This window comes from Streptomyces griseochromogenes, from assembly GCF_001542625.1.
Classification (GTDB): Bacteria; Actinomycetota; Actinomycetes; order Streptomycetales; family Streptomycetaceae; genus Streptomyces; species Streptomyces griseochromogenes.
Genome location: NZ_CP016279.1, coordinates 1,267,718 through 1,288,939 on the forward strand (window position 1 = coordinate 1,267,718; position 21,222 = coordinate 1,288,939).

The 21,222-nt window shown below is 70.4% G+C and carries 19 protein-coding genes; 7 read left to right on the top strand and 12 right to left on the bottom strand.

Annotation, left to right across the window (positions count from 1 at the left end):
* Positions 1–117: 117 nt before the first annotated feature.
* Positions 118–2,526, top strand: a complete 2,409-nt coding sequence (locus tag AVL59_RS06010; RefSeq protein WP_067300148.1) for a transglycosylase domain-containing protein — start codon at positions 118–120, stop codon at positions 2,524–2,526.
* Between the two features lie 61 nt (positions 2,527–2,587).
* Here the strand turns inward: AVL59_RS06010 and AVL59_RS06015 are convergent, their stop codons facing one another.
* The 3 genes from AVL59_RS06015 to AVL59_RS06025 all read right to left on the bottom strand — a co-directional run bounded on the left by AVL59_RS06015 (position 2,588) and on the right by AVL59_RS06025 (position 7,118).
* Positions 2,588–4,675 (bottom strand): ATP-binding SpoIIE family protein phosphatase, encoded by a 2,088-nt coding sequence (locus AVL59_RS06015; RefSeq protein ID WP_067300149.1) that lies wholly within the window; start codon positions 4,673–4,675, stop codon positions 2,588–2,590.
* Positions 4,676–4,970: 295 nt separating this feature from the next.
* Positions 4,971–5,660, bottom strand: coding sequence for a cytidylyl-2-hydroxypropylphosphonate hydrolase (fomD, locus tag AVL59_RS06020; RefSeq protein ID WP_208870316.1), 690 nt, complete (start codon positions 5,658–5,660; stop codon positions 4,971–4,973).
* A gap of 72 nt (positions 5,661–5,732) precedes the next feature.
* Positions 5,733–7,118: a class II fumarate hydratase gene (locus tag AVL59_RS06025; protein ID WP_067300151.1), complete on the bottom strand. Its 1,386-nt coding sequence runs from the start codon at positions 7,116–7,118 to the stop codon at positions 5,733–5,735.
* Positions 7,119–7,197: 79 nt separating this feature from the next.
* On the opposite strand from AVL59_RS06025, the gene AVL59_RS06030 reads away from it, so the two are divergent.
* Together AVL59_RS06030 and AVL59_RS06035 are read left to right on the top strand one after the other, a co-directional pair.
* Complete coding sequence (locus AVL59_RS06030; protein WP_067300152.1) at positions 7,198–7,998, top strand: helix-turn-helix domain-containing protein; 801 nt, start codon at positions 7,198–7,200, stop codon at positions 7,996–7,998.
* Positions 7,991–8,209: a DUF397 domain-containing protein gene (locus tag AVL59_RS06035; protein WP_067300153.1), complete on the top strand. Its 219-nt coding sequence runs from the start codon at positions 7,991–7,993 to the stop codon at positions 8,207–8,209. Before AVL59_RS06030 ends, AVL59_RS06035 begins: the two co-directional genes overlap by 8 nt.
* Positions 8,210–8,293: 84 nt before the next feature.
* Here the strand turns inward: AVL59_RS06035 and AVL59_RS06040 are convergent, their stop codons facing one another.
* Positions 8,294–9,682 (bottom strand): macro domain-containing protein, encoded by a 1,389-nt coding sequence (locus AVL59_RS06040; RefSeq protein WP_237281446.1) that lies wholly within the window; start codon positions 9,680–9,682, stop codon positions 8,294–8,296.
* Positions 9,683–9,744: 62 nt separating this feature from the next.
* Between AVL59_RS06040 and AVL59_RS06045 the strand changes: the two genes are divergently transcribed.
* Positions 9,745–10,659, top strand: coding sequence for a macro domain-containing protein (locus tag AVL59_RS06045; RefSeq protein ID WP_237281447.1), 915 nt, complete (start codon positions 9,745–9,747; stop codon positions 10,657–10,659).
* 99 nt (positions 10,660–10,758) lie between these two features.
* On the opposite strand, the gene AVL59_RS06050 is transcribed toward AVL59_RS06045, so the two are convergent.
* From AVL59_RS06050 to AVL59_RS06065, 4 genes are all read right to left on the bottom strand, one after another.
* Entirely contained in the window at positions 10,759–11,496 is a 738-nt protein-coding gene (locus AVL59_RS06050) for a TIR domain-containing protein (protein WP_067300155.1), read from the bottom strand.
* Positions 11,493–13,085: a hypothetical protein gene (locus AVL59_RS06055; protein ID WP_067300156.1), complete on the bottom strand. Its 1,593-nt coding sequence runs from the start codon at positions 13,083–13,085 to the stop codon at positions 11,493–11,495. The genes AVL59_RS06050 and AVL59_RS06055 overlap by 4 nt, the downstream gene beginning before the upstream one ends.
* A gap of 21 nt (positions 13,086–13,106) precedes the next feature.
* On the bottom strand, positions 13,107–13,745 hold the full coding sequence (locus AVL59_RS06060; RefSeq protein ID WP_067300157.1) for a hypothetical protein: 639 nt from the start codon (positions 13,743–13,745) through the stop codon (positions 13,107–13,109).
* A 332-nt stretch (positions 13,746–14,077) separates the two neighbouring features.
* Positions 14,078–15,748, bottom strand: coding sequence for a fumarate hydratase (locus AVL59_RS06065; protein ID WP_067300158.1), 1,671 nt, complete (start codon positions 15,746–15,748; stop codon positions 14,078–14,080).
* A gap of 169 nt (positions 15,749–15,917) precedes the next feature.
* Between AVL59_RS06065 and AVL59_RS06070 the strand changes: the two genes are divergently transcribed.
* Both AVL59_RS06070 and AVL59_RS06075 read left to right on the top strand, forming a co-directional pair.
* On the top strand, positions 15,918–16,613 hold the full coding sequence (locus AVL59_RS06070; protein ID WP_067300159.1) for a DUF1707 SHOCT-like domain-containing protein: 696 nt from the start codon (positions 15,918–15,920) through the stop codon (positions 16,611–16,613).
* Positions 16,614–16,786: 173 nt separating this feature from the next.
* Positions 16,787–17,161, top strand: coding sequence for a WhiB family transcriptional regulator (locus tag AVL59_RS06075; protein WP_079146544.1), 375 nt, complete (start codon positions 16,787–16,789; stop codon positions 17,159–17,161).
* Between the two features lie 69 nt (positions 17,162–17,230).
* Here AVL59_RS06075 and glpX read toward each other — a convergent pair whose 3' ends face one another.
* Entirely contained in the window at positions 17,231–18,265 is a 1,035-nt protein-coding gene (glpX, locus tag AVL59_RS06080) for a class II fructose-bisphosphatase (RefSeq protein WP_067300160.1), read from the bottom strand.
* A 126-nt stretch (positions 18,266–18,391) separates the two neighbouring features.
* Here glpX and AVL59_RS06085 point away from each other — a divergent pair, with 126 nt between their 5' ends.
* Positions 18,392–18,916, top strand: coding sequence for a DUF4245 domain-containing protein (locus AVL59_RS06085; protein ID WP_067300161.1), 525 nt, complete (start codon positions 18,392–18,394; stop codon positions 18,914–18,916).
* A gap of 102 nt (positions 18,917–19,018) precedes the next feature.
* Here AVL59_RS06085 and AVL59_RS06090 read toward each other — a convergent pair whose 3' ends face one another.
* From AVL59_RS06090 to xseA, 3 genes are all read right to left on the bottom strand, one after another.
* Positions 19,019–19,609 (bottom strand): malonic semialdehyde reductase, encoded by a 591-nt coding sequence (locus AVL59_RS06090; RefSeq protein WP_067300162.1) that lies wholly within the window; start codon positions 19,607–19,609, stop codon positions 19,019–19,021.
* A 144-nt stretch (positions 19,610–19,753) separates the two neighbouring features.
* Positions 19,754–19,984: an exodeoxyribonuclease VII small subunit gene (locus AVL59_RS06095; protein ID WP_067300163.1), complete on the bottom strand. Its 231-nt coding sequence runs from the start codon at positions 19,982–19,984 to the stop codon at positions 19,754–19,756.
* Entirely contained in the window at positions 19,981–21,189 is a 1,209-nt protein-coding gene (xseA, locus tag AVL59_RS06100) for an exodeoxyribonuclease VII large subunit (RefSeq protein ID WP_067300164.1), read from the bottom strand. The genes AVL59_RS06095 and xseA overlap by 4 nt, the downstream gene beginning before the upstream one ends.
* Between the last annotated feature and the right edge of the window lie 33 nt (positions 21,190–21,222).

Genomic DNA, 21,222 nt, shown 5'->3' on the forward strand with positions numbered 1-21,222 from the left:
CTTGGGGTGGGTGCTGATTGTCACGTCCGTAAAAGAGCGGATCGGACGTCCTTTGTCATATAGACGGGTGTTAGCTTTCGGAGCTGACCCCGAGACGGAAGCGGAGTGTAGGGACCCATGGGACGAGCGGAAGAGAGACGAGCGCGACAGCGCGGTGGCCACCGCGCGGCGCCCAAGAGCCGCCGCTCGCAGGCCCCTGCGTCATCGCCCGCCGCCACGACGGCGGCGGATGCCACGACGGCGGCCCGGTCCGCGGACGGCGCGACGGTGGTCGGCGGCAGGTCCGCCAAGGCCGCCAAGCCCCCCAAGGGCCGAATACGCAGGCTCTTCACCTGGAAGAAGATGCTCGGCACGTTCCTCGGGACGTGCCTGCTGGGCATCGCGGGCTTCGTCGCGCTGTACATGTACGTCGACGTGCCCCAGGGCAACGCCGTCGCCCTCCAGGAGAGCAACGTCTACAAGTTCAGCGACGGAACGGTCCTGGCCCGCGTGGGCAAGACCAACCGCGAGAGCGTGGACCTGGCCAAGGTGCCCACGGAAGTCCAGCACACCTTCGTCGCGGCGGAGAACAAGAGCTTCTACCACGACTCCGGCATCGACATGAGGGGCCTGGCCCGAGGCCTGTTCAACACGGTGACCGGCCGTGGCACCCAGGGTGGCTCGACGATCACCCAGCAGTACGTCAAGAACTACTACCTCAACCAGGACCAGACCGTCTCCCGCAAGCTCAGGGAGATGGTCATCTCCCTGAAGGTGGACCGGCGGCTGACCAAGGACGAGATCCTCGCGGGCTACATCAACACCAGCTACTACGGCCGCAACGCCTACGGCATCCAGGCCGCGGCGCAGGCCTACTACCACACCGACGCGAGCAAACTCACCGTCCAGCGGGGCGCCTACCTCGCCGCGCTGCTCCAGGCACCGAGCCAGTACGACTGGACGGCCGCGACCCCCCTGGGCAGGAAATTGGTCGAGGCACGCTGGAACTACGTCCTGGACAACATGGTCAAGCAGCACTGGCTCGACGCCGGCAAGCGGCAGGGGATGTCCTTCATGAAGGACGCGAAGCCGAAGGAGCCCAAGGGCACGCCCGGTGAAGAGGGCCAGAAGGGCTACCTGGTCCAGCTCGCCAACCAGCAGCTGGAAGACCGGCTGATGAAGACGCAGGGCATGACCCGGTCCCAGGCGGAGGCCGCGGTGGTGGAGCGCGGCTGGACCATCACCCTGAACATCGACAAGAAGAAGCAGGCCGCGCTGGAGAAGGCGGTCAAGTCACAGCTGACCAGCAAGCTGAACCCGAAGAAGCGCAAGGTCGACGGCAACATCCAGGCCGGTGCCGCATCGGTGGACCCCAAGACGGGCAAGATCGTCGCCCTGTACGGGGGCCAGGACTACTTCAAGCACTGGATCAGCAACGCCACGCGCCGCGACTACCAGCCCGCCTCGACGTTCAAGCCGGTCATCCTCGCCGCCGCGCTGGAGCAGAACGCCACGACCCAGACCGGCAAGCCCATCACCGCGGACACGATCTACGACGGCACCAGCGGCCGCCAGGTCCTCGACCACGGCAGCAAGGTCGGCTTCGGCCCGCCGAACGAGGACCACGTCGACTACGGACCCATCACCGTCCAGAAGGCGATGAACCAGTCCGTCAACTCGGTCTTCGCCCAGATGGGCGTCGACGTCGGCATGACCAAGGTCATGGACACCGCCAAGAAGCTCGGCATGGACACCGAGGGCATGCAGGCGGTGCCCGCGCAGACGCTCGGCTCGATGGGGGCGAGCCCGCTGGAGATGGCCGGGATCTACGCCACGTTCGCCAACCACGGCAACAAGGTGACCCCGTCCATCCTCAAGTCGGCCGAGCAGAAGAACAACTCGGTCGACATACCCGGCGCGATCGGCGGACCGGTCATCAGCCGCACGGCCGCCGACTCGGTGACCTCTGTGCTGACCGGTGTGGTCGACGACGGTACGGCCAGCGAGAACGTGGCGGGCAACTCGCTGCGCGACGGCCGGCAGGTGGCCGGCAAGACCGGTACCTCGGACAGCAACAAGTCCGCCTGGTTCACCGGCTACACGCCCGACCTGGTCACCTCCGTCGGCCTGTTCGGCGAGGACAGGAAGAGCCAGGCCCACGTGTCCATGATGGGCGCCACCGGGCTGCTCAAGTACCCCGGCCGCGTCAACGGCGGCACCTACCCGGCCATGATCTGGGCGGCGTACACCTTCGGGGTCGCGGGCGATGCCAAGTTCGACCTGAACACCACCCAGGGCGCGGGCGTGGAGCCGACACAGACCCCGACGTTCAGCCAGAAGCCGTCCCAGACCCCGTCGAACACGCCGAGCAGCGCTCCGCCGTCGTCGTCCGCGCCCCCGTCCAGGTCGCCGTCGCAGTCGCCGAGCCAGTCGCCGTCGCAGTCACCCAGCCAGACGCCCACCGGGACCCCGAGCACCGGGCTGCCGACGGGCGGTACCCCGGAGGATCCGCTCAATCCCGACGGCGGGCCGGACTCCGGCCAGTAGGCGGCGGGAGCCGGCGCACGAAAAGGGCGCCCGGGGAATTCCCCGGGCGCCCTTCGCGTCCTCAGGCCCGGTTCAGCTCGAACCAGACCACCTTGCCGGTGCTCAGCCGGGTCGCGCCCCAGCGCCGGGCCAGCCGGTTGACCAGGTACAGCCCGCGGCCGCCCTCGTCGGTGGCCCGGGCCTGGCGCAGCCGGGGCAGCTGGGGCACGTCGTCGCCGACCTCGCAGCGCAGCACGTCCGTGCGCAGCAGCCGCAGCGTGACCGGGCGGGAGGTGTACCGCACGGCGTTCGTGACCACCTCGCTGACCAGCAGCTCCACCGAGTCCGTCAGATCCTCCAGGTCCCAGCGGGCCAGCGCGCGCCGGGCCAGCCGGCGGGCCTGGCCGGGAGCCGTCTCCTCCGGATCCAGGGTCCAGTACGCCACATCGCTCGGCGCGATCCCGTCGAAGCGGGCCGCGAGCAGCGCGATGTCGTCGTCCCGGTCGCCCGGGCCGAGCATGTCGAGGACCTCGTCGCACAAGGCTTCCAGCGGCGGGGGATGGTCGGGACCGGTCAACTGGGCGGTCGCGGCGAGCTTTTCGCGCAGCTGCTCTATGCCGGTCCACACGTCCCGCAGCCGGGACTCCACCAGGCCGTCGGTGTACAGGAGCAGCGTGGCCCCGGCGGGCGCGTCCAGCTCGACGGCCTCGAAGTCCACCCCGCCGACCCCGATGGGCGCGCCGGGCGGCACCCGCAGCACCTCCGCACGGCCGCCCAGGTGCAGCAGCACGGGCGGCGGATGGCCCGCGTTGGCGATCGTGATGCGGTGCGTGACCGGGTCGTAGACGGCGTACAGACAGGTCGCCATGCGGTCGGTGCCCAGGCGCTGCGCCTGCTCGTCCAGGTGGTGCAGCACCTCCTGCGGAGGCAGGTCGAGACCGGCCAGGGTCTGCGCCGTCGTGCGCAGCTGGCCCATGATCGCCGCCGAGGTCATGGAGTGCCCCATGACGTCACCGACGACCAGTGCGACCCGGCTGCCGGGCAGCGGGATCGCGTCGTACCAGTCGCCGCCCACCCGCGCGGTCTCCGCGGCGGGCAGATAGCGCGAGGCCAGCCGCACCCCGGTCGGGCGGGGCAGCGTCTCGGGCAGCATGGTGCGCTGCAGCTCGTCGGCGATGTAGGCCTCCCGGCCGTACAGCACCGCCTTGTCGATGCCGAGCGCGCTGTGCGTAGCGAGCTGGGCGGCGACCAGCAGGTCGTCCGCCTCGAACGCGAGCCGTTCCGGACGGCGCAGGAAGAGCGCCGCGCCGATCACCCGGCGCCGGCCGCGCAACGGCGCGAGGATCGCGTGCTGCGCGCCCGGTACGAGTGCCTCGCCGCCCTCGCCGAGCAGTTCGGGCAGCGCGGCCCGGGCGGCGGGCGCGTCCGCGAACACCGGCCGCACCCCGCGCAGTACCTCGTTCAGGGCGCCGCCCGGGCGCACCTCGCACAGCTCGGTCGTCAGCGACGACAGCTCCGTCAGGGGCGAGGGATCCGGCTCCGGCTCGGGGAACGGCGGGAGCAGCAGCCCCTCGGTGTCCCGTTCGTCCGGTATCCGGTCGGTCCGGCGCAGCCGCAGCACCACCGGACCGGTGGGGCGCTCGTCACCGACCGGCAGCGGGTCGCGCAGATAGACCAGGATCGCGTCCGAGAACGTCGGCACGGTGGCCCGGCACAGCCCCATGACGATCTCGTCCAGGTCGATGCCACGGGCGATCCGCCGGGTCGCCGCGCCCACGAATCTGAGCCGGTCCCCGTCGCGCCGCATCGGCATCGGCCGCCCCGGCGGCAGTCCGCGCCCGGTACGGCGCTCCTGACCGCCCGGCGCCTTCTCCTCCTCGGCACCCGCCTGCGGCGGAATGCCGTCCGGCGCGGGACGCGGCCGGTGGGTGTCGGGTTCGGCGGTGGCGGGCTGGGAGTGTTCCGGGCCGTTGACTGGGGGCTCCTTCCCCTGGTTCCCCATGCCGCGGGGCGTGTTCGTCACCGGGCCGGACGGCGTCCCGTCCGCCCGGGCCTGGGCCGGTAAGGCCGGGTTGCCGAGCGGTTTCGGGGTACGCAGGAGCGCCCCGCGGGCCTCCGCGGGGTCGACGCCCGGCTGGGGGCGTTCGAAGGAGGTGGGCTGCTCCGTCACGCGTGTCGCATCCGTCCGTCCGGGGCTGCGCGCCGGGCGCGCAGAAGGTCCCGCCGAAATGCCGATACCCGGAATACGTGCCCCAGGAACGGAATTCCCGCGTGGTCAGAGGTTGTTCCTGTGCCACCCGCGAACCCTGCCGGGTCCGCGGTGGTGTTGCCCTCGTACCCCTCGCTCACGTCCTGCCGCCCCTCGGTGACGTTCGGTCAAGCCCTGCGCATGTTCCGGAAGTTGCACTGATGCACCCTTGCGGAGGACGATCCTACGGTTGTGCACCGGGGGCGCATCAAGGGTCTCATGAGGACACGTGCGCGGGCGTACGGTCCCAGTCCTCGGGGAGAGACGGTACCGTCCAGGAGGGATCCGGGCGCCAGTGCTGCCAGCCGTCCGAGAACGGCGGGCCCCAGGCCTCGATCGCCGCCACCGCGGCCTGCCCGGCCTCCCGCACCCGATCGGCCGTCCTGGAGTCCATCAGCCCGTCCCGCTGGGCCTGTGCGAACTCGTCCTCGTCCCGCCAGTGCCAACTGCGGTCCGGGTTGACGGAGATGTCCAGGAAGTAGTCCACGGAGTCCACCCCGCCGCCCCAACGGAGCAGCGGCCGTTCAAGGTTGACGTACCAGTTCTTGAACCGCCAGCCCGGGTCCCAGAACAGCCACACCGACCAGGGCTCGCCGGGCCGGGCCAGCTTCAGCACGCCCGTGCCGAACCACCGGTCCCGCTGCACCGCGCGCGGCTTGGTGTAGCGGGTCTCCAGCGGCTCCAGGTGCACGGGCGTCCCGTCGGCCAGCACCGGTTTGACGCAATCGGTACCCGGCGCCATCCACACCGCGAGCAGTTCCTCGTCGTCCCGGACGACGGTGACGGGCCGCGCGATGTGGAAGCCCTCACCGGCGTTCTCGCGGTACCGCCACAGGATCTGTGTCCCGGGAGCCCAGTACGTCGCAGGTCCACCTGCCACTCGCCTCACCGCTCCGTCGTCCGCCATGCACAGATATTAGGTGCCGTAGGCATACGACGCTGCGGCGGGCGTCACGGTTCGACCCGGCGCCGATTGTTGTTACGGACGCGTCATCCGCAGGACATCCAGGGCCTCGTCGAGCTGCTCCAGGGTGAGCTGGCCGCGCTCCACGTACCCGCCCTCCAGCACCACCTGGCGGATGGTCTTGCGCTCCGCCAAGGACTTCTTGGCGACCTTCGCGGCCTCCTCGTAGCCGATGTACTTGTTGAGCGGGGTCACCACCGAGGGGGACGACTCGGCGTACTCGCGGGTCCGTTCGCGGTCGGCCTCGATGCCGTCGACGGTCCGGTCGGCCAGCAGCCGCGAGACGTTGGCGAGCAGCCGGACGGATTCGAGGATGTTCTTCGCGATGACCGGGAGCATGACGTTCAGCTCGAAGTTCCCGGAGGCGCCGGCCGTGGTGATCGTCGCGTCGTTCCCGATCACCTGGGCCGCGACCATCAGCACGGCCTCGGGGATCACCGGGTTGACCTTGCCCGGCATGATCGACGACCCCGGCTGGAGGTCGGGCAGCCGGATCTCGGCGAGCCCGGTGCGCGGTCCGGACGCCATCCACCTCAGATCATTGGCGATCTTCGTCAGCCCGACCGCGACGGTCCTCAGCTGCCCGCTGGTCTCCACGATCCCGTCCCGGGCGCCCTGCGCCTCGAAGTGGTCCCGGGCCTCGGTCAGCGGCAGCCCGGTGACGCGCGTGACCTCCTCGATCACGGCGGCGGAGAAGCCGGGCGGGGTGTTGATGCCGGTGCCGACGGCGGTACCGCCGAGGGGAAGTTCGGCGAGCCGGGGGAGGGAGGCGCTCAGCCGCTCGATGCCGTAGCGGATCTGGGCGGCGTACCCGCCGAACTCCTGCCCCAGCGTGACGGGTGTGGCGTCCATCAGGTGAGTCCGCCCGGACTTCACGACGTCCGCGAACTCCTCGGACTTTCGGGTCAGGGAGGCGGCGAGATGGTCGAGGGCAGGGATGAGGTCGTGGGTGACGGCGGCGGTGGCGGCGATGTGGATCGAGGACGGGAAGACGTCGTTGGAGGACTGGGAGGCGTTGACGTGGTCGTTGGGGTGGACGTCCCGGCCCAGCCGCTCACTGGCGAGGGTGGCGATGACCTCGTTGGTGTTCATGTTGGACGACGTGCCGGATCCGGTCTGGAAGACGTCGATGGGAAAGTGGTCGTCCCACTTGCCCTCGGCCACCTCGGCCGCCGCCTCCTGGATGGCCTCGGCGATGTCCTTGTCGAGCACTCCGAGCTGCGCGTTCACCTTGGCGGCGGCGCCCTTGACACGCGCGAGGGCCTCGATGTGGGCGCGCTCGATGCGCTGGCCGGAGACGGGGAAGTTCTCGACGGCGCGCTGGGTCTGGGCCCGCCACTTGGCCTCGGCGGGGACGCGGACCTCGCCCATGGAGTCGTGCTCGATGCGGTAGTCGCTCATGGCGGTTATAGCGATTGGGGGTGTGGGATTGTTCCCGGGGATTACGCTAAGTGAGGGAGTGATTGCAAGGGGGTGCACTGTGGGGACTGCGTACGGTGACTGGCTTCGGGAGCAGCGGGCGGCGGCGGGGCTGACGCAAGAGCAGCTGGCGGAACAGGCGATCATGTCCCGCACGCATATCGCGCATATCGAGGCGGGGAGGCGGGTGCCGTCGAAGGAGGATGCGCGGAGGTTGGATCAGGTGCTCAACACCGGGGGCGCGCTGAGCAACTTCCGGCCGGGGAATGATCGTAGGCCGGTGGCGGCGCACTTCGAGGCGGCGCTGGAGTTGGAGCAGCAGGCGTCGATGATCCGGGAGTTCGCGCTGTCGTTCGTGCCCGGCTTTCTCCAGACCGAGGCATACGCGGATGCCGTGCTTCGGGACGCCTCGTTCCCGCCGTTGGTCAAGGAGGAGCGTGCCAAGGCAGTTGCCACGCGGCTCGATCGGGGACGAATTCTTGAGGATCCCCGTAGCCCGATGGTCTGGGCGTTGCTCGACGAGATGGTGCTGCGGCGCCCGATCGGCGGACCGGAGGTGATGGCTCATCAGATCATCTACCTCGTACGGCTGGTGGAGGACGAGAGGATCCGTCTTCATGTAGTGCCGCTCAGTCACGGGGGCCATCCGCTTCTCGGCAGCATGGTCACGCTGATGTGGTTCGAGGACCAGCCTCCGGTGGCCTATGAGGAAGGCGCCTTCGCGGGCACGGTGCACGACGAACCCAATCTGGTCCAGCGTATCCAGGCCGCCTACGCTCTCGTGCTGGGAGAAGCCCTGCCGCAGAAGGAGTCGCTGGACCTGATGCGGTCGATCGCGGAGGAGTACGGCCACCATGACTGAGCAGCACATAATCGCTGACGCCTCCACGCTGGACGGCTGGCGCAAGTCCACGTACAGCGGCGGGAACGAGGGCAGCTGCCTCGAAGTACTCGACAACCAGCCCCACGCCGTCCCCGTACGCGACTCCAAGGCCCCACACGGCCCGGCGCTGGTGTTCGGAGCGTCCGCCTGGTCGTCGTTCGTGTCCGCCGTACGGGAACGGTTCAGCTGACCACCCGCTTCCGGAAGCGTTCCGGAAGCGGGCGACGACTGTCGGCGGAAGCGGCAGTGGGCCTTGGCTGAGGGAGTGAGCAGATCAACGTACCGTGGCGGGCGGCGAGACCAGGCCCCGCTCGTCCGCACCCTGGAGGAACGCCTCGACCGCCGACAGATCGGTCCGCTCCAGGTCGCCGGCGCGCAGGACGACGCGCAACTCGGTGGAGACGGCGGGATCCTGCCGAAGGCTCTGGGTGAAGGTCTCGACGATCAGCAGCAGAAGCTGGGTGCGGTCGAGTTCGACGATCCGGGACAGACCCGCGCCGATCAGCGGTATCGCCACCGGTTTGAACAGGCCGTGCCGGGCGACCGACGGCCACAGCCGTTCCAGGCTCAGCCGCAGGTCGGCCGGGCCGGACCGGGCGCGCAGGTCGTTGCCCAGGCGGGAGTAGGCCACGGCGAAGATCCGGCGTCGGCCGGCCGGCACCGCCACCACCGTGCCGATGGGATAGCGGATGCGCCGACCGCGCCGCTTCGCCCGGACGCTCTCCGTGGCCAAGGGGGTGAACTCGCCGAGACCGCGCCGCAGCTGGTCGTCGAGGAGCTTGTGCCGGCCCGCGAAGAGACGGTCGACCAGCTGGCCCTGCACGCTCTCCCGGCTGATCACGATGTCGTCGGCGAAGGTGTCGAAGGTGTCGGAGAACCCCACGACCAGGTTGGCGTCGTCCTGCTCGAACAGATCACCGCGCACCACGACGACGTCCACCCGCAGCCCGCGCAGGGTGTGGCGCAGCAGTTCGCCGTCGTGCCGTTCGCGCAGCCGGGTGTTCAGCCGCGCGAGGGCGGCGGCGGCCTCGGCGTCGTCGGGCCGTTCCAGGACCGCCTGTTCGGCCGCCGGCAGGGCGAGGTCGTAGCGGCCCAGCGCCGTGTGTCCGGCGACCAGTTCGCGCAGGGCGGTCTCCCTGAGCTGGGTCAGCCGCCTCACCGGTGCGCTCGCGATCTCCTCGTCGTGCACCTCGGTCAGTGGCCGGCCGCGCCACAGCCGCAGTGCGTCCGCGAGCAGCCGGACGGCCGACGCCGGTGCCGCCCGCAGCGCGTCGCCGACCAGCCGGGTGAACTCGGCGCTGTCCAACTCGTCCTCGGACAGGGCCAGTTGGTAGGTGCTCTGGGTGCCGTGCCCGGACGGCAGCTGTCCCGTCCGGATGATCCGGGCGCCGTGACCCGGCCCGGCGAGGTCGAACGCGCGCCGCAGCTCCGAGATCCGTTTCTGCACCTCGTTGCGGTTGCGCAGTCCCTGGCGGGGCAGTTCGACGGTCTGCTGCCAGACATCCCGGTACAGCCGGCGCGCGGTCACGGCCTCGCCCTCGGCGGCGACCAGACGGACCAGCAGCCGGGCCGTCAGCGGGGTGAGGCGTACCGGAGAGCCGTTCACGTCCAGCCGGGCGGGGCCCAGGACGCTCACGCGTACGCGCGGTGTACGGGTCTGCACGCGCCTCGCCCCCTCCGCCGCGTGACTGTGCGTCAGCGTACCAAGGGGTCCTGGAGGGAATCATGCGATTGACCGGTCCGCTCCCGTCGTTCCGCCCCGCGCGTTTCCGGCTTCCGGGATCGCGGCGCGGGCGGCGGATGTTCGCGGGCAGTGTGCTGGCGGCCTTCGGTGCCGTGTCGGCCGTCGTGCAGTTCGTCGGGCAGCTGTTCCCCGGTGCGGTCTCCCGTCCCGGGCCGGTCCTGGCCGGTTCCGTCGCCCTGTGTCTGGCCTGGGGTCTCGCCCGGTCGCGTCCGCAGTCCGCCGTACGGCAGGAGTTCGGGCGTCCCGGCATGACGGTGGTGGTCGAGGAGGGCGACCTCTTCGACCGGCCGGGGCATCTGGTGGTGGGGTTCACCGACACCTTCGACACCCTCGTGGACGACGGTGTCGTCATCAACGACGGCAGTGTGCAGGGTCAGCTGCTCGCCCGCCGCTACGCGGGGGACGCCCGGCGGCTGGACGCGGCACTGTCCGCCGCGCTGGACGGGGTGGCTCCGGTGACGCGGGAGAGCGAGCGGGACAAGCCGCGGGGCAAACGGGACCGGTATCCGATCGGGACCGTCGCCGCCCTGGGCAACCGGCCGCAGCTGGTCTTCGCCGTCGCCTACAGCCGGATGGGCAACGACTGCGTCGCCTCCTCCAGCGTCCACGACCTGTGGTTCGGCCTAGACCGGCTGTGGGACGCCGTCCGCCGGCACGCCCAGCTCGAACGGGTCACCATGCCGCTGACCGGCGCGGGGCTCGCCCGGCTGCACGACCTCGACGAGAACAGCCTGCTGCGGCTGATCCTGCTGTCCTTCGTCACGCACTCGTGGGAGCGGATGGTCTGCCGCGAACTGCGCGTGGTGGTCCGTCCCGGCGAGCTGGGCCGGATCGACCTGCCCGAGACCGGCGCGTTCCTGGCCGGCCTGGCGGCGGGTGCCCGGCGGCACGTCTGACACCGGGCACCCGCCGGGCGTTCCCCGGCGCGGTTCGCCGCCGGGGATCCGCCGGTGAGGTACGGGCCCGTCCCCCGGCCATCGGGCCCGTACCGCGGCTCAGCGGGCCGACGGCGCTCCGCGCCCCGTGCGGGCATACGCCGACAGATGGCGGTACGGCCAGGTCTGACGCCAGTCGGAGCCGGTGTCGTTGACCCGGCAGCCCGCCAGCTTCAGTCGCTCGACGATCTTGCCCAGGGCGGTCGCCGAACCGTCGAACCGGATGACGTTCATGCCCCCGATGTCGGAGATCTGGCGCAGTGTGCCGATCTCCACCATCAGGGTGCGCTCCGGGTAGGCCATCAGCACCATGCCCAGTTCGATCAGCACGTTCGGCCGGGGCTGACCGGTCGGTTCGCTCTCGTACGGCGGCTCGTTCGGCCCCCGCAGGTCCGGATGGAGCTGGACGACGTCGTCCGGGGTGAGCAGGACCAGCGCCGCCTGGGCCTGGGCGGGGGCCTGCGCGATGACCTCACCGAGGAACGGCGCCGTCTTCCCGGTGGCTCTGACCAGGTCCTCCCATTCCAGCGGACGCAGATCGAGCAGGCGCAGCAGGTCGAACACCTTCAACCGCGCCTCCTCGTCCCGTCCGTGGACGACGAAGACGTTGCGACTGCGGTCCGGGGAGGGACCGGGGGAGCCCTGGACCGGCGCGGCCGGGTGGGCGGCCGGCCCGGCGGCAGGGCGGGTGGCCGGGTGGGGCGCGGCCGGGGCGCCGTCGTAGAAGTTCTGTGTTCCCGAGTTGACGGTGCCGCTGTTGTCGTTCACGAAGTTGTTGTGGTGCCCGGTTCCGTTCATGAGGTTCCCGCCCCCTGCCCGCCGTCGGAGCCGCGGTGGAAGTTCTGGGTCCCCGAGTTGACGGTGCCGCCGTTGTTGTTGTTCACGAAGTTGTTGTTGTTTCCGTAGGAGTTGAGGATGTTCGTCTGGCGGGCCTCGTGCTCCGCCACATCCACGTTGTGCTCGTGCAGGAAGTCCCGGACGACCTGCAGCAGCTGGCGCTCGACGATCTGCGTGTACTTGATCGTGTCCGTCTCCTGGAAGAAGACGTGGAAGTCGTCGCTGGTGGCCATCTCCCGGATGCTGGTGAGCGCCCCGCGGTTCAGCACGGTGTCCGCGTAGCGGCCGAGGCGGAACTCACTGGTGTCGAGCGGCTGCAGCACCTGGATCCGGGTCTTTCCCCACCGCCAGGGCAGCAGGCCGGGCAACCAGGTGCGCAGCCGGGTGAGGGCGGGGCGCAGCGCGGCCTCGGGCGTGCTCCGCAGGGTGTGCCACGCGACCCTGAGCAGCAGCCGGCCGCTCAGCGCGGCGGGCAGCCGGTCCACCAGGTGGAAGCTCGCCTGGATCGGCGCCAGCACATACGAGTAGAACTCGGTGTGCAGGGTGTTTCCCTTGAGGTCGAAGCCGACGAACGCCGTGGTGACCAGCTCCTGGTTCCACGAGCCCACCCGGACGCACAGATAGGCGCGTTGCGAGCCGTAGCCGTCCTCCCAGCCGCCGTCGCGGTTGTCCCGGGCCGGCTCCCACCCCCCAAGACGGGTCGTGACGGCCGTGGTGAACGTGCTCAGCTCGACGGCGAGTCCGTCGATCCGCTCCGCCTCACGTGCCCGGTTGCGCAGGTCGGTGGTCATACGGTCGGCGACATACGCGCTGATCTTCTCGGCGGTGAAGGCGATGACCTCCTTCCGCTTCGGCTCCTGGCCGTTCGTGACGTCGGCCGGGGGCAGGCCGGGGATGAACTGGTGCTGTTCGACGGCGGGCTCAAGCGCTCCGATCAGCAGCTCGGCGGTGGACCAGCGCCGCACCGGTTCGCCCGCGCCCACGAACGGCTTGTATCCGCCGTAGCGGACCACGCTGCCGTCCGACATCTGCTCCCGGTCGATCTTGGCCACCAGTTCGGCCGTCAGCCGGGGATGCTCGGGATAGGAACCGTCGAACCCGTTCGCGCGCCCCGCCGCGTCGGTGCGGCCGCGCAGCCGGGATATCAGGGTCTGCAGGGTGACGACCCGCCGTAGATACGCGGTGACCCACACCAGCCACAGCGCCGTCAGCCACCCGGCGTACGCGTTCAGGACGCCGGTGTCCATGAGGACGAACGTGACGACGAGGCCCGCACCGAGGGCGGCCAGCCGGGTCCGGTGCAGCCGGCGCGCCGCCAGGGCGTGCGCCAGTACGGGAACCGCGTCGTACCCGTACGACGGCGCCACCACCCGGAACCGGTGGGTCAGCAGCTCGCGGATGACGGTGGCCCGGTACACCGGGTCGAGGTAGGTGCCGGCGCACAGCAGCCGGGTGGCGTTGCTCGTGGCGTCACCGGACGTGCGGCCCGGGAACGGCCCCTTCGGCTCCGGCGGCGGAGCGGGGAGAGAGGAAAGGATGTCACTCGCCATGTCTTCGCTGCTCCGCTCTGCTCAGCCGGTGGGGGTCATCGAGGCGCCGGTGATGACCCCGTCGACGACGGTGTACCGGCCGCTGTACGACTTCTGCGTGCCGTCGTCCCGCGTGGCGACCAGGGTCACCGAGACGGTTGTGCCGTCGACGGGGTCGACGGTGGCGTCGTCCCGCTCGGTGTGGGCGAAGCCGGACACGAACGAGGAGTAGGAGGAGCCGAGGTTCTTGCCGCCGAGGTTCCAGGCGGTCCGGAAGTCGCCGTCGTTGATGGCGGCGAAGTAGTCGGTGACGGTCGTGGCGGGATCGCTCGCGCCCGTCGTGCCGGCCGGGCTCTGCGTGGCTTGCGTGTCGACCGGGTCCGGGGACGGGCCGGTGGCCGCGTCGGTGCCGGAGGTGGGCGCGTCGGGCGTCGCGCCGTACGCCGTGGAGATGTCCGGTGTCGCCGGATCCGTGGCGGAGGGCGGGGAGGCGGGCTGGTAGGAGTAACCGCCCTGACCGTCCACGGCCGTGCCCGTGGATCCGCCGCCGTCCGGGGCGGGTTGGGGCAGGGCGCCGGTCAGCAGGATCAGCAGAAGCGGGACACCGGCGATGATCAGCGCGTACGTCCGTTCCAGGCCGGCGGAGGGTAACAAGCTCGGTGGCTTGTAGGTGTGGTTCATGGGTCCTCGCAGCTCCCGGCAGTCCGCCGGGTCTCGCTCGTCTCTTCGGTACGAACGGAGCTACCTTGCCCGACAACCACCGGGCCTGTGCCTGTTTCGCCGCTTCCGATGCGCTTCCGATCCGGGTGGCGGCGGGCCGGGCCGCGAAGGCGACCGGGCCGTTCGGCCGAGCCGGAACGGGCTGAGCCCCTGACCGAAGGGCCAGGGGCTCAGCTTGAGGGCCGGTGGAAGCCACCGTTCAGCCCGTCCGGCGTTCGAGGACGAAACCGTTCAGGCCGGAGCGGGGTCTGGAGCGGCGGGGGCGAGATCCGCCTCCCGCCGCACCCGAGGCACTAGGCCAGCCCAGGCCCCCGCACAGGGATCGAGGTGAACGTCGGCGCCGGGGCGGGGTCCTGGAAGAAGTCGTTGCCCTTGTCGTCCACGACGATGAACGCCGGGAAGTCCTCGACCTCGATCTTCCAGACGGCCTCCATGCCGAGTTCCTCGTACTCGACGACCTCGACCTTCTTGATGCAGTCCTGGGCCAGGCGCGCGGCCGGGCCGCCGATGGAGCCGAGGTAGAAGCCGCCGTGGCTGTCGCAGGCGTCGGTGACCTGCTTGCTGCGGTTGCCCTTCGCCAGCATCACCTTGGAGCCGCCCGCCGCCTGGAACTGCTCGACGTAGGAGTCCATGCGGCCGGCCGTGGTCGGGCCGAAGGAACCGGAGGCGTAGCCCTCGGGGGTCTTGGCTGGGCCCGCGTAGTACACGGGGTGGTCCTTCAGGTACTGCGGCATCTCCTCGCCCGCGTCCAGCCGCTCCTTGATCTTGGCGTGCGCGATGTCACGGGCCACGACCAGCGGGCCGGTCAGCGAAAGCCGCGTCTTGACCGGGTACTTGGTCAGCTCGGCGAGGATCGTGTCCATCGGCTGGTTGAGGTCGATCCTGACGACGTCGCCGGCCTCGTCCAGGTGCTCGTCCGTGGTCTCCGGCAGGAAGCGTGCCGGGTCGGTCTCCAGCTGCTCCAGGAAGACACCCTCGGCGGTGATCTTCGCGACGGCCTGGCGGTCGGCGGAGCAGGAGACGGCGATCGCGACCGGGCAGGAGGCGCCGTGCCGCGGCAGGCGGACGACCCGTACGTCGTGGCAGAAGTACTTGCCGCCGAACTGCGCGCCGATGCCGATCTTCTGCGTCAGCTCGAAGACCTTCTGCTCCAGCTCCTTGTCCCGGAAGCCGTGGCCCAGCTCCGAGCCCTCCGCCGGGATCTCGTCCAGGTAGTGGGCGGAGGCGTACTTCGCGGTCTTCAGCGCGTACTCGGCGCTCGTGCCGCCGACGACGATCGCCAGGTGGTACGGCGGGCAGGCGGCCGTACCGAGCGAGCGGATCTTCTCCTCCAGGAACTTCATCATGGAGGCCTCGTTCAGGACGGCCTTCGTCTCCTGGTACAGGAAGGACTTGTTGGCCGAGCCGCCGCCCTTCGCCATGAACAGGAACTTGTAGGCGCCGCCGTCGGTCGCGTACAGCTCGATCTGGGCCGGGAGGTTGGAGCCGGTGTTCTTCTCCTCCCACATGGTGAGCGGAGCCATCTGCGAGTAGCGCAGGTTCAGCCTGGTGTAGGCGTCGTAGATGCCGTGCGACAGGTGCTTGGCGTCCTCGCCTTCGGTGAGGACGTTCTGCCCGCGCTTGCCCATGACGATCGCCGTGCCGGTGTCCTGGCACATCGGCAGCACGCCGGCCGCCGCGATGTTGGCGTTCTTCAGCAGGTCCAGCGCGACGAACTTGTCGTTGCCCGACGCCTCGGGGTCGTCGATGATGCGGCGCAGCTGGGCGAGGTGGGCCGGGCGCAGGTAGTGCTGGATGTCGTGGATGGCCTCCTCGGCCAGCTTGCGCAGGGCCTCCGGCTCCACCTTGAGGAAGGTCCGCCCGTCGGGCCCCTCGACGGTTGAGACGCCCTCGGACGTCACCAGTCGGTACGGGGTGGTGTCCTCACCCTGGGGGAGCAGATCGGTGTACGCGAACTCAGGCATCTCAGCCCATTCCTCACTCTGACGGACGGCCGCCCGCCGACGCTGGCGGGCCTCACCAGCCTAGAACCTGCCGCCGACAGGGAACCTGTGAGGTAAGGCTCAGTCGCCGGACACGCGGGGTGGCCACCACCCCTAGTCGCGATCTATCGCGTTTCGGTACGCTGCTGCCGTGGACCTACAGAAGCACCCCCAGCCGCAGGGCAGCGCGCCGCACCTGGCCGAGCTGCGCGCCTCGGACTCCGATCGTGACCGTGTCGCCGACATCCTCCATGAGGCCATGGCCGAGGGCCGGCTGACCGCCGACGAGCACGCCGAGCGCGTGGAGGGGGTCCTGAGCGCCAAGACGGTCGGCGAGCTGGAGGTCTTCATCAAGGACCTGCCGGCCGCCCAGCGCCCGGAGCCCGCCTACACGGGCGTCCCGTCCCGGCCCGCGCCCGGCGCGGTCCCGGCCGAGGCCGACGCCAACGTGGTGGCCGTCCTCAGCAGCGCGGTGCGCCGGGGACGCTGGCGCGCGGGGCGCCGGCTGCACGCCTACTCGATCTTCGGCAGCATCGAGATCGACCTGAGCGAAGCGATCTTCGAGTACCAGCAGGTTGTCATCAAGGCCGTCTCGGTCTTCGGCGACATCCAGATCCGTGTCCCGGAGAACGTGTCGCTGCGGGGCACCGGCGGCGGCGTGCTCGGCAACTTCGAGGTGGACACGCTGGATTCGGCCGACTCCCAGGCTCCGGTGGTCTACGTCGACGGGTGGGCCGTGCTCGGTAACGTCGAGGCGCGGCCCAAGCGGGGCAAGCTCGTGTCGGACATCATCCAGCGTGTGCAGGACAAGGTCGACAGGAAGTTGCGCAAACACCTGGACCGTTGACGGTCGCGAATCGCCGGTGCCACAAGGGCTGTGAGCCGGCCGCGACGGATGTCCGGGGGCGCGAACAAGCCGCCGCACGCCTGCGGTTGGAAACGCAGTGCATAGGCGCGCGCACAGCGGGTAGGCCTTGCTGCATCGTCGCTCACTCGCGAAGCCGTCGTCAGGAGTAGACCGTGCTGCAACCGCCGCATTCGTCCCTGCAGGTAGCTGCCGTTCCGGCCCAGCGGGTGCCAGTGCGAGACAGGGACCAAGACGCACCCTGGCACACCGAAGCGGTGTGCCGGCGCGATGAGGCCGGCCTGTTCTTCGCCCCGTCCAAGGAGCCGACGGCTGCCCGCCTGTCCCGTGAGGAAGCGGCCAAGCGTGTCTGCGCACGCTGTCCCGTGATGGTCGAGTGCCGCGAACACGCCCTCCTCCAGCCCGAACCGTACGGCGTCTGGGGCGGCCTGACGGCAGCGGAACGCCGAGTGGTCCTGGCCAGGCGCCGCAGGCGCGAACTGGAACTGAAGAAGGCGACACGAGCGACGGCGAACCGCATAGCGGGCTAGGCGCGAGAATGGGCGCCCTCTCCGCACAGAGGGCGCCCATCGTCCTTCGTACCCCGCTTCGAACAGGCGCTACTTGGCCTTGTCGAAGTCGATCGCGCTGTAGGCCCGCAGCTTGCTCAGCCGGTGCTCGGAGTCGATCCGCCGCACCGTCCCCGACTTCGACCGCATCACGATCGAGTCGGTGGTCGCGGTCTCCGACCGGTACCGCACGCCCCGCAGCAGCTCACCGTCGGTGATGCCGGTGGCGACGAAGAACACGTTCTCCCCGGTGACCAGGTCCTCCGTGGTCAGCACCCGGTCCAGATCGTGCCCGGCGTCGATGGCCCGCGCACGCTCCTCGTCGTCCTTGGGCCACAGCTTGCCCTGGATGGTGCCGCCCAGGCACTTCACGGCACAGGCCGAGATGATGCCCTCCGGCGTACCGCCGATGCCGAGCAGCAGGTCGATGCCCGTGCCCTCGCGCAGCGCCAGGATCGAGCCGGCCACATCGCCGTCGGTGATCAGCTTGATGCGCGCACCGGCCTCGCGGACCTCCTTGATGATGCCCTCGTGGCGCGGGCGGTCCAGGATGACGACGGTGACGTCCTCCGGCGCGGACCGCTTGGCCTTGGCGATACGCCGGATGTTCACGGCCACGGGGGCGTCGATGTCGACGAAGTCCGCGGCCTCGGGGCCGGTGACCAGCTTGTCCATGTAGAACACGGCGGACGGGTCGAACATGGCACCGCGCTCGGTGGCCGCGAGGACGGCGATGGCGTTGGGCATGCCCTTGGCGGTCAGGGTGGTGCCGTCGATCGGGTCGACGGCGATGTCGACCTCGGGCCCGGTGCCGTCACCGACACGCTCCCCGTTGAAGAGCATCGGCGCCTCGTCCTTCTCACCCTCGCCGATGACGACGACGCCGTTCATCGACACGGTGGAGACGAGGGTCCGCATGGCACGCACCGCGGCGCCGTCGGCGCCGTTCTTGTCGCCGCGCCCGACCCAGCGGCCCGCGGCCATCGCCGCGGCTTCGGTCACGCGGACGAGTTCCAGGGCGAGGTTGCGGTCGGGAGCCTCGGAGGGGACGTCCAGCTCGGACGGCAAGTGATGATGCTCGGTCATCGGAGCGCACCTTTCTGATACGACGACGGCCGGATGAGGGTGTGACTCCGACTCTATCGTTAGGCCGACAAAATGAGCAGGGGACCCCACGGATGAGCGCTCCGGGCACCTGCGACGATAGAGGGCGTGGCAGGTTCGAACGGCAAGCAGAAGACGGTCCGGGACATGATCCTCTCCCTGGCCCTCATCGGGTTGGCGGCGGGGTTCATCTATCTCCTCGTCCCGCACGACGATCACGCTCCCGACATCAAGCGGGTCGACTACCGCGTCGAGCTGCTCACGGCGCGTCGCGCGGCAGGCTACCCGGTGGCCGCTCCCGAAGGCCTGCCGGAGGCCTGGAAGGCGACCTCGGTGCGCTACCAGGGCGAGGACTCCGACCGCTGGCACCTCGGCTTCCAGGATCCCGAGGGTCAGTACGTGCAGGTCGAGCAGTCCACTCAGAAGCGCGCCGACTTCATCGACCAGGCCAGCCAGGGTGCCTCGGCGACCAAGCGGACCGAGAAGATCGGCGACCACACCTGGACCCGCTACTCCGGCGGCCGCTACGACGCCCTGGTCCTGGAGAACACTCCCGGCTCCACGACGGTGGTGGCCGGCACGGCCTCCTTCGACCAGCTGACGAAGATGGCGGCGGCGCTGAAGATGCAGTGAGAGCTGCCCCGGCGCCCGCACGCGCCACGCGCGACCGGCCCCGGACACGCAAGAGGCCCCCAGCGACGCTGCTGGGGGCCTCTTGGCGTACGCGGGGCCGGCTCAGACGGTCGTGACGACCTCGTCGTAGGCCAGGCGCGGCGAGCGCGGGAACCAGGCGTCGGGGCCCGGGCGGCCGATGTTGACGACCATCAGCGGGCTGTGGTCGTCGTCCAGGAACTCCTTGCGGACACCCTCGAAGTCCAGGCCGGTCATCGGGCCGGCGGCCAGGCCCGCGGCACGGACGCCGATGATGAAGTACGCGGCCTGCAGGGCGGCGTTCAGCGCGGCGGAGCCCTCACGGGCCGGGCGCTCGCCGAAGAACACGTCCTTGGCCTGCGGGAAGTGCGGGAAGAGGGCCGGCAGCTCCTCGTGGAACTCGTTGTCCGCGGCGAGGATCGCGACCAGCGGGGCGGTGGCGGTCTTCGCCTGGTTGCCCTCGGCCATGTGCTTCACCAGACGCTCGCGGGCCTCGGCGGAACGGACCAGGGTGATGCGCAGCGGGCTCTGGTTGAAGGCGGTGGGGCCGTACTTGACCAGGTCGTAGATCGCCTGGACGTGCTCGTCGGTCACCGGCTCGTCGGTGAAGGTGTTCGCGGTGCGGGCCTCGCGGAACAGCAGGTCCTGGGCGGCGGGGTCAAGAACGAGAGACATTGCGTGAACTTCCTCGGGGGGGGGCGTCCGATACGGACCGCGGTCCGTATCTGCTGACGACACTGACCGTACGACATGGAAGTTCAAGGTTCAACGAAAATGGGGGTGTGGTGATCCGCTTCACAGAGGAGACGGCCGCCGGCGCTACCCGCGGCCCTCTTCTTCCCCGGCCTCCTCCTCGGCCAGCGCGGCGTCCAGCCTGGCCCGGGCGCCCTCCAGCCAGCGCCGGCACACCTTGGCCAGCTCCTCGCCGCGCTCCCACAGCGCCAGGGACTCCTCCAGCGACGTGCCGCCGGCCTCCAGCCGCCGTACGACCTCGATCAACTCGTCCCGCGCCTGCTCGTACGAGAGCGCCTCGTTCACCTTGCCGGTCATTCGCCCACCTTTACCGTGAATTCACCGTCGGCGACCCGCGCCCGCAGCGCCTCGCCCTCACTCACCTCGGCCGGATCGCGCACCACGTGCCCGTCGGCCTTCTGCAGCACCGCGTATCCGCGCCTGAGCGTGGCGGCGGGGGAGAGGGCCACCACGCGCGCGTGCGTGTGCGTCAGCTCCGAGTCGGCGCGGTCCAGCAGATGGCCGAGGGTGCGCCGGCCGCGCTCCAGCAGGGCGGCCACGTGGTCGGCGCGCTCGTCGATCATCCGGTGCGGATCCTCCATCGAGGGCCGGGCCAGCGCATGCGCCAGCCCCCGCTCCTCCCGCTCCACGAACGCGCCCACGCACCGCCGCGCCCGGTCCCGCAGCATCCGCACCCGCTCGACCTCCTCGCCCACGTCCGGCACGACTTTCTTGGCCGCGTCGGTCGGCGTGGAGGCGCGCAGGTCGGCGACATGGTCGAGCAGCGGGTTGTCCGGCTCGTGCCCGATGGCGGAGACGACGGGCGTACGGCACTGGGCCACCGCCCGCACCAGCTGCTCGTCGGAGAACGGCAGCAGGTCCTCCACGCTGCCACCGCCCCGGGCGACGACGATGACGTCCACGTCCTCCATCGCGTCCAGCTCCTTGACGGCCTGTACGACCTGCGGCACGGCGTGCACGCCCTGCACCGCGACGTTGCGCACCTCGAAGCGGACGGCGGGCCAGCGGTGCCGGGCGTTCTCCAGCACGTCCCGCTCCGCGGCGGAGGCACGGCCGCAGACCAGCCCGATCAGCTGGGGCAGGAAGGGCAGCGGCTTCTTGCGCTCCGGCGCGAACAGACCCTCGGCCGCGAGCGCCTTCTTCAGCTGCTCGAGGCGGGCCAGCAGCTCGCCCACGCCCACGGGTCTTATCTCGGCGGCCCGCAGCGACAGCTGCCCGCGCGGTGCGTACCACTCCGGCTTGGCGAGCACGACGACCCGCGCGCCCTCGCCGACGACATCGGCCACGGCGTCGAACACCTGCCGGTAGCAGGTCACGCTGACCGAGATGTCGTACGAGGGATCCCGCAGGGTCAGGAACACGACTCCGGCCCCCGGCCGCCGCGACAGCTGCGTGATCTGGCCCTCGACCCACACCGCGCCGAGCCGGTCGATCCACCCGCCGATGAGCCGGGAGACCTCACCCACGGGGAGGGGCGCTTCGGGGGTAGTGTTCGCGGCCATGTCGCGAGCGTAATGGGCGGCACCGACATTCCT

Bases quoted from the DNA above. Each gene is read 5' to 3' on its own strand.
- AVL59_RS06035 (WP_067300153.1), top strand. From the start codon at position 7,991: ATGACTGAGCAGCACATAATCGCTGACGCCTCCACGCTGGACGGCTGG.
- AVL59_RS06095 (WP_067300163.1), bottom strand. From the start codon at position 19,984: ATGACCGGCAAGGTGAACGAGGCGCTCTCGTACGAGCAGGCGCGGGAC.
- AVL59_RS06010 (WP_067300148.1), top strand. From the start codon at position 118: ATGGGACGAGCGGAAGAGAGACGAGCGCGACAGCGCGGTGGCCACCGC.
- glpX (WP_067300160.1), bottom strand. From the start codon at position 18,265: ATGACCGAGCATCATCACTTGCCGTCCGAGCTGGACGTCCCCTCCGAG.
- AVL59_RS06065 (WP_067300158.1), bottom strand. From the start codon at position 15,748: ATGCCTGAGTTCGCGTACACCGATCTGCTCCCCCAGGGTGAGGACACC.
- AVL59_RS06060 (WP_067300157.1), bottom strand. From the start codon at position 13,745: ATGAACCACACCTACAAGCCACCGAGCTTGTTACCCTCCGCCGGCCTG.
- AVL59_RS06055 (WP_067300156.1), bottom strand. From the start codon at position 13,085: ATGGCGAGTGACATCCTTTCCTCTCTCCCCGCTCCGCCGCCGGAGCCG.
- fomD (WP_208870316.1), bottom strand. From the start codon at position 5,660: ATGGCGGACGACGGAGCGGTGAGGCGAGTGGCAGGTGGACCTGCGACG.
- xseA (WP_067300164.1), bottom strand. From the start codon at position 21,189: ATGGCCGCGAACACTACCCCCGAAGCGCCCCTCCCCGTGGGTGAGGTC.
- AVL59_RS06025 (WP_067300151.1), bottom strand. From the start codon at position 7,118: ATGAGCGACTACCGCATCGAGCACGACTCCATGGGCGAGGTCCGCGTC.
- AVL59_RS06090 (WP_067300162.1), bottom strand. From the start codon at position 19,609: ATGTCTCTCGTTCTTGACCCCGCCGCCCAGGACCTGCTGTTCCGCGAG.
- AVL59_RS06050 (WP_067300155.1), bottom strand. From the start codon at position 11,496: ATGAACGGAACCGGGCACCACAACAACTTCGTGAACGACAACAGCGGC.
- AVL59_RS06045 (WP_237281447.1), top strand. From the start codon at position 9,745: ATGCGATTGACCGGTCCGCTCCCGTCGTTCCGCCCCGCGCGTTTCCGG.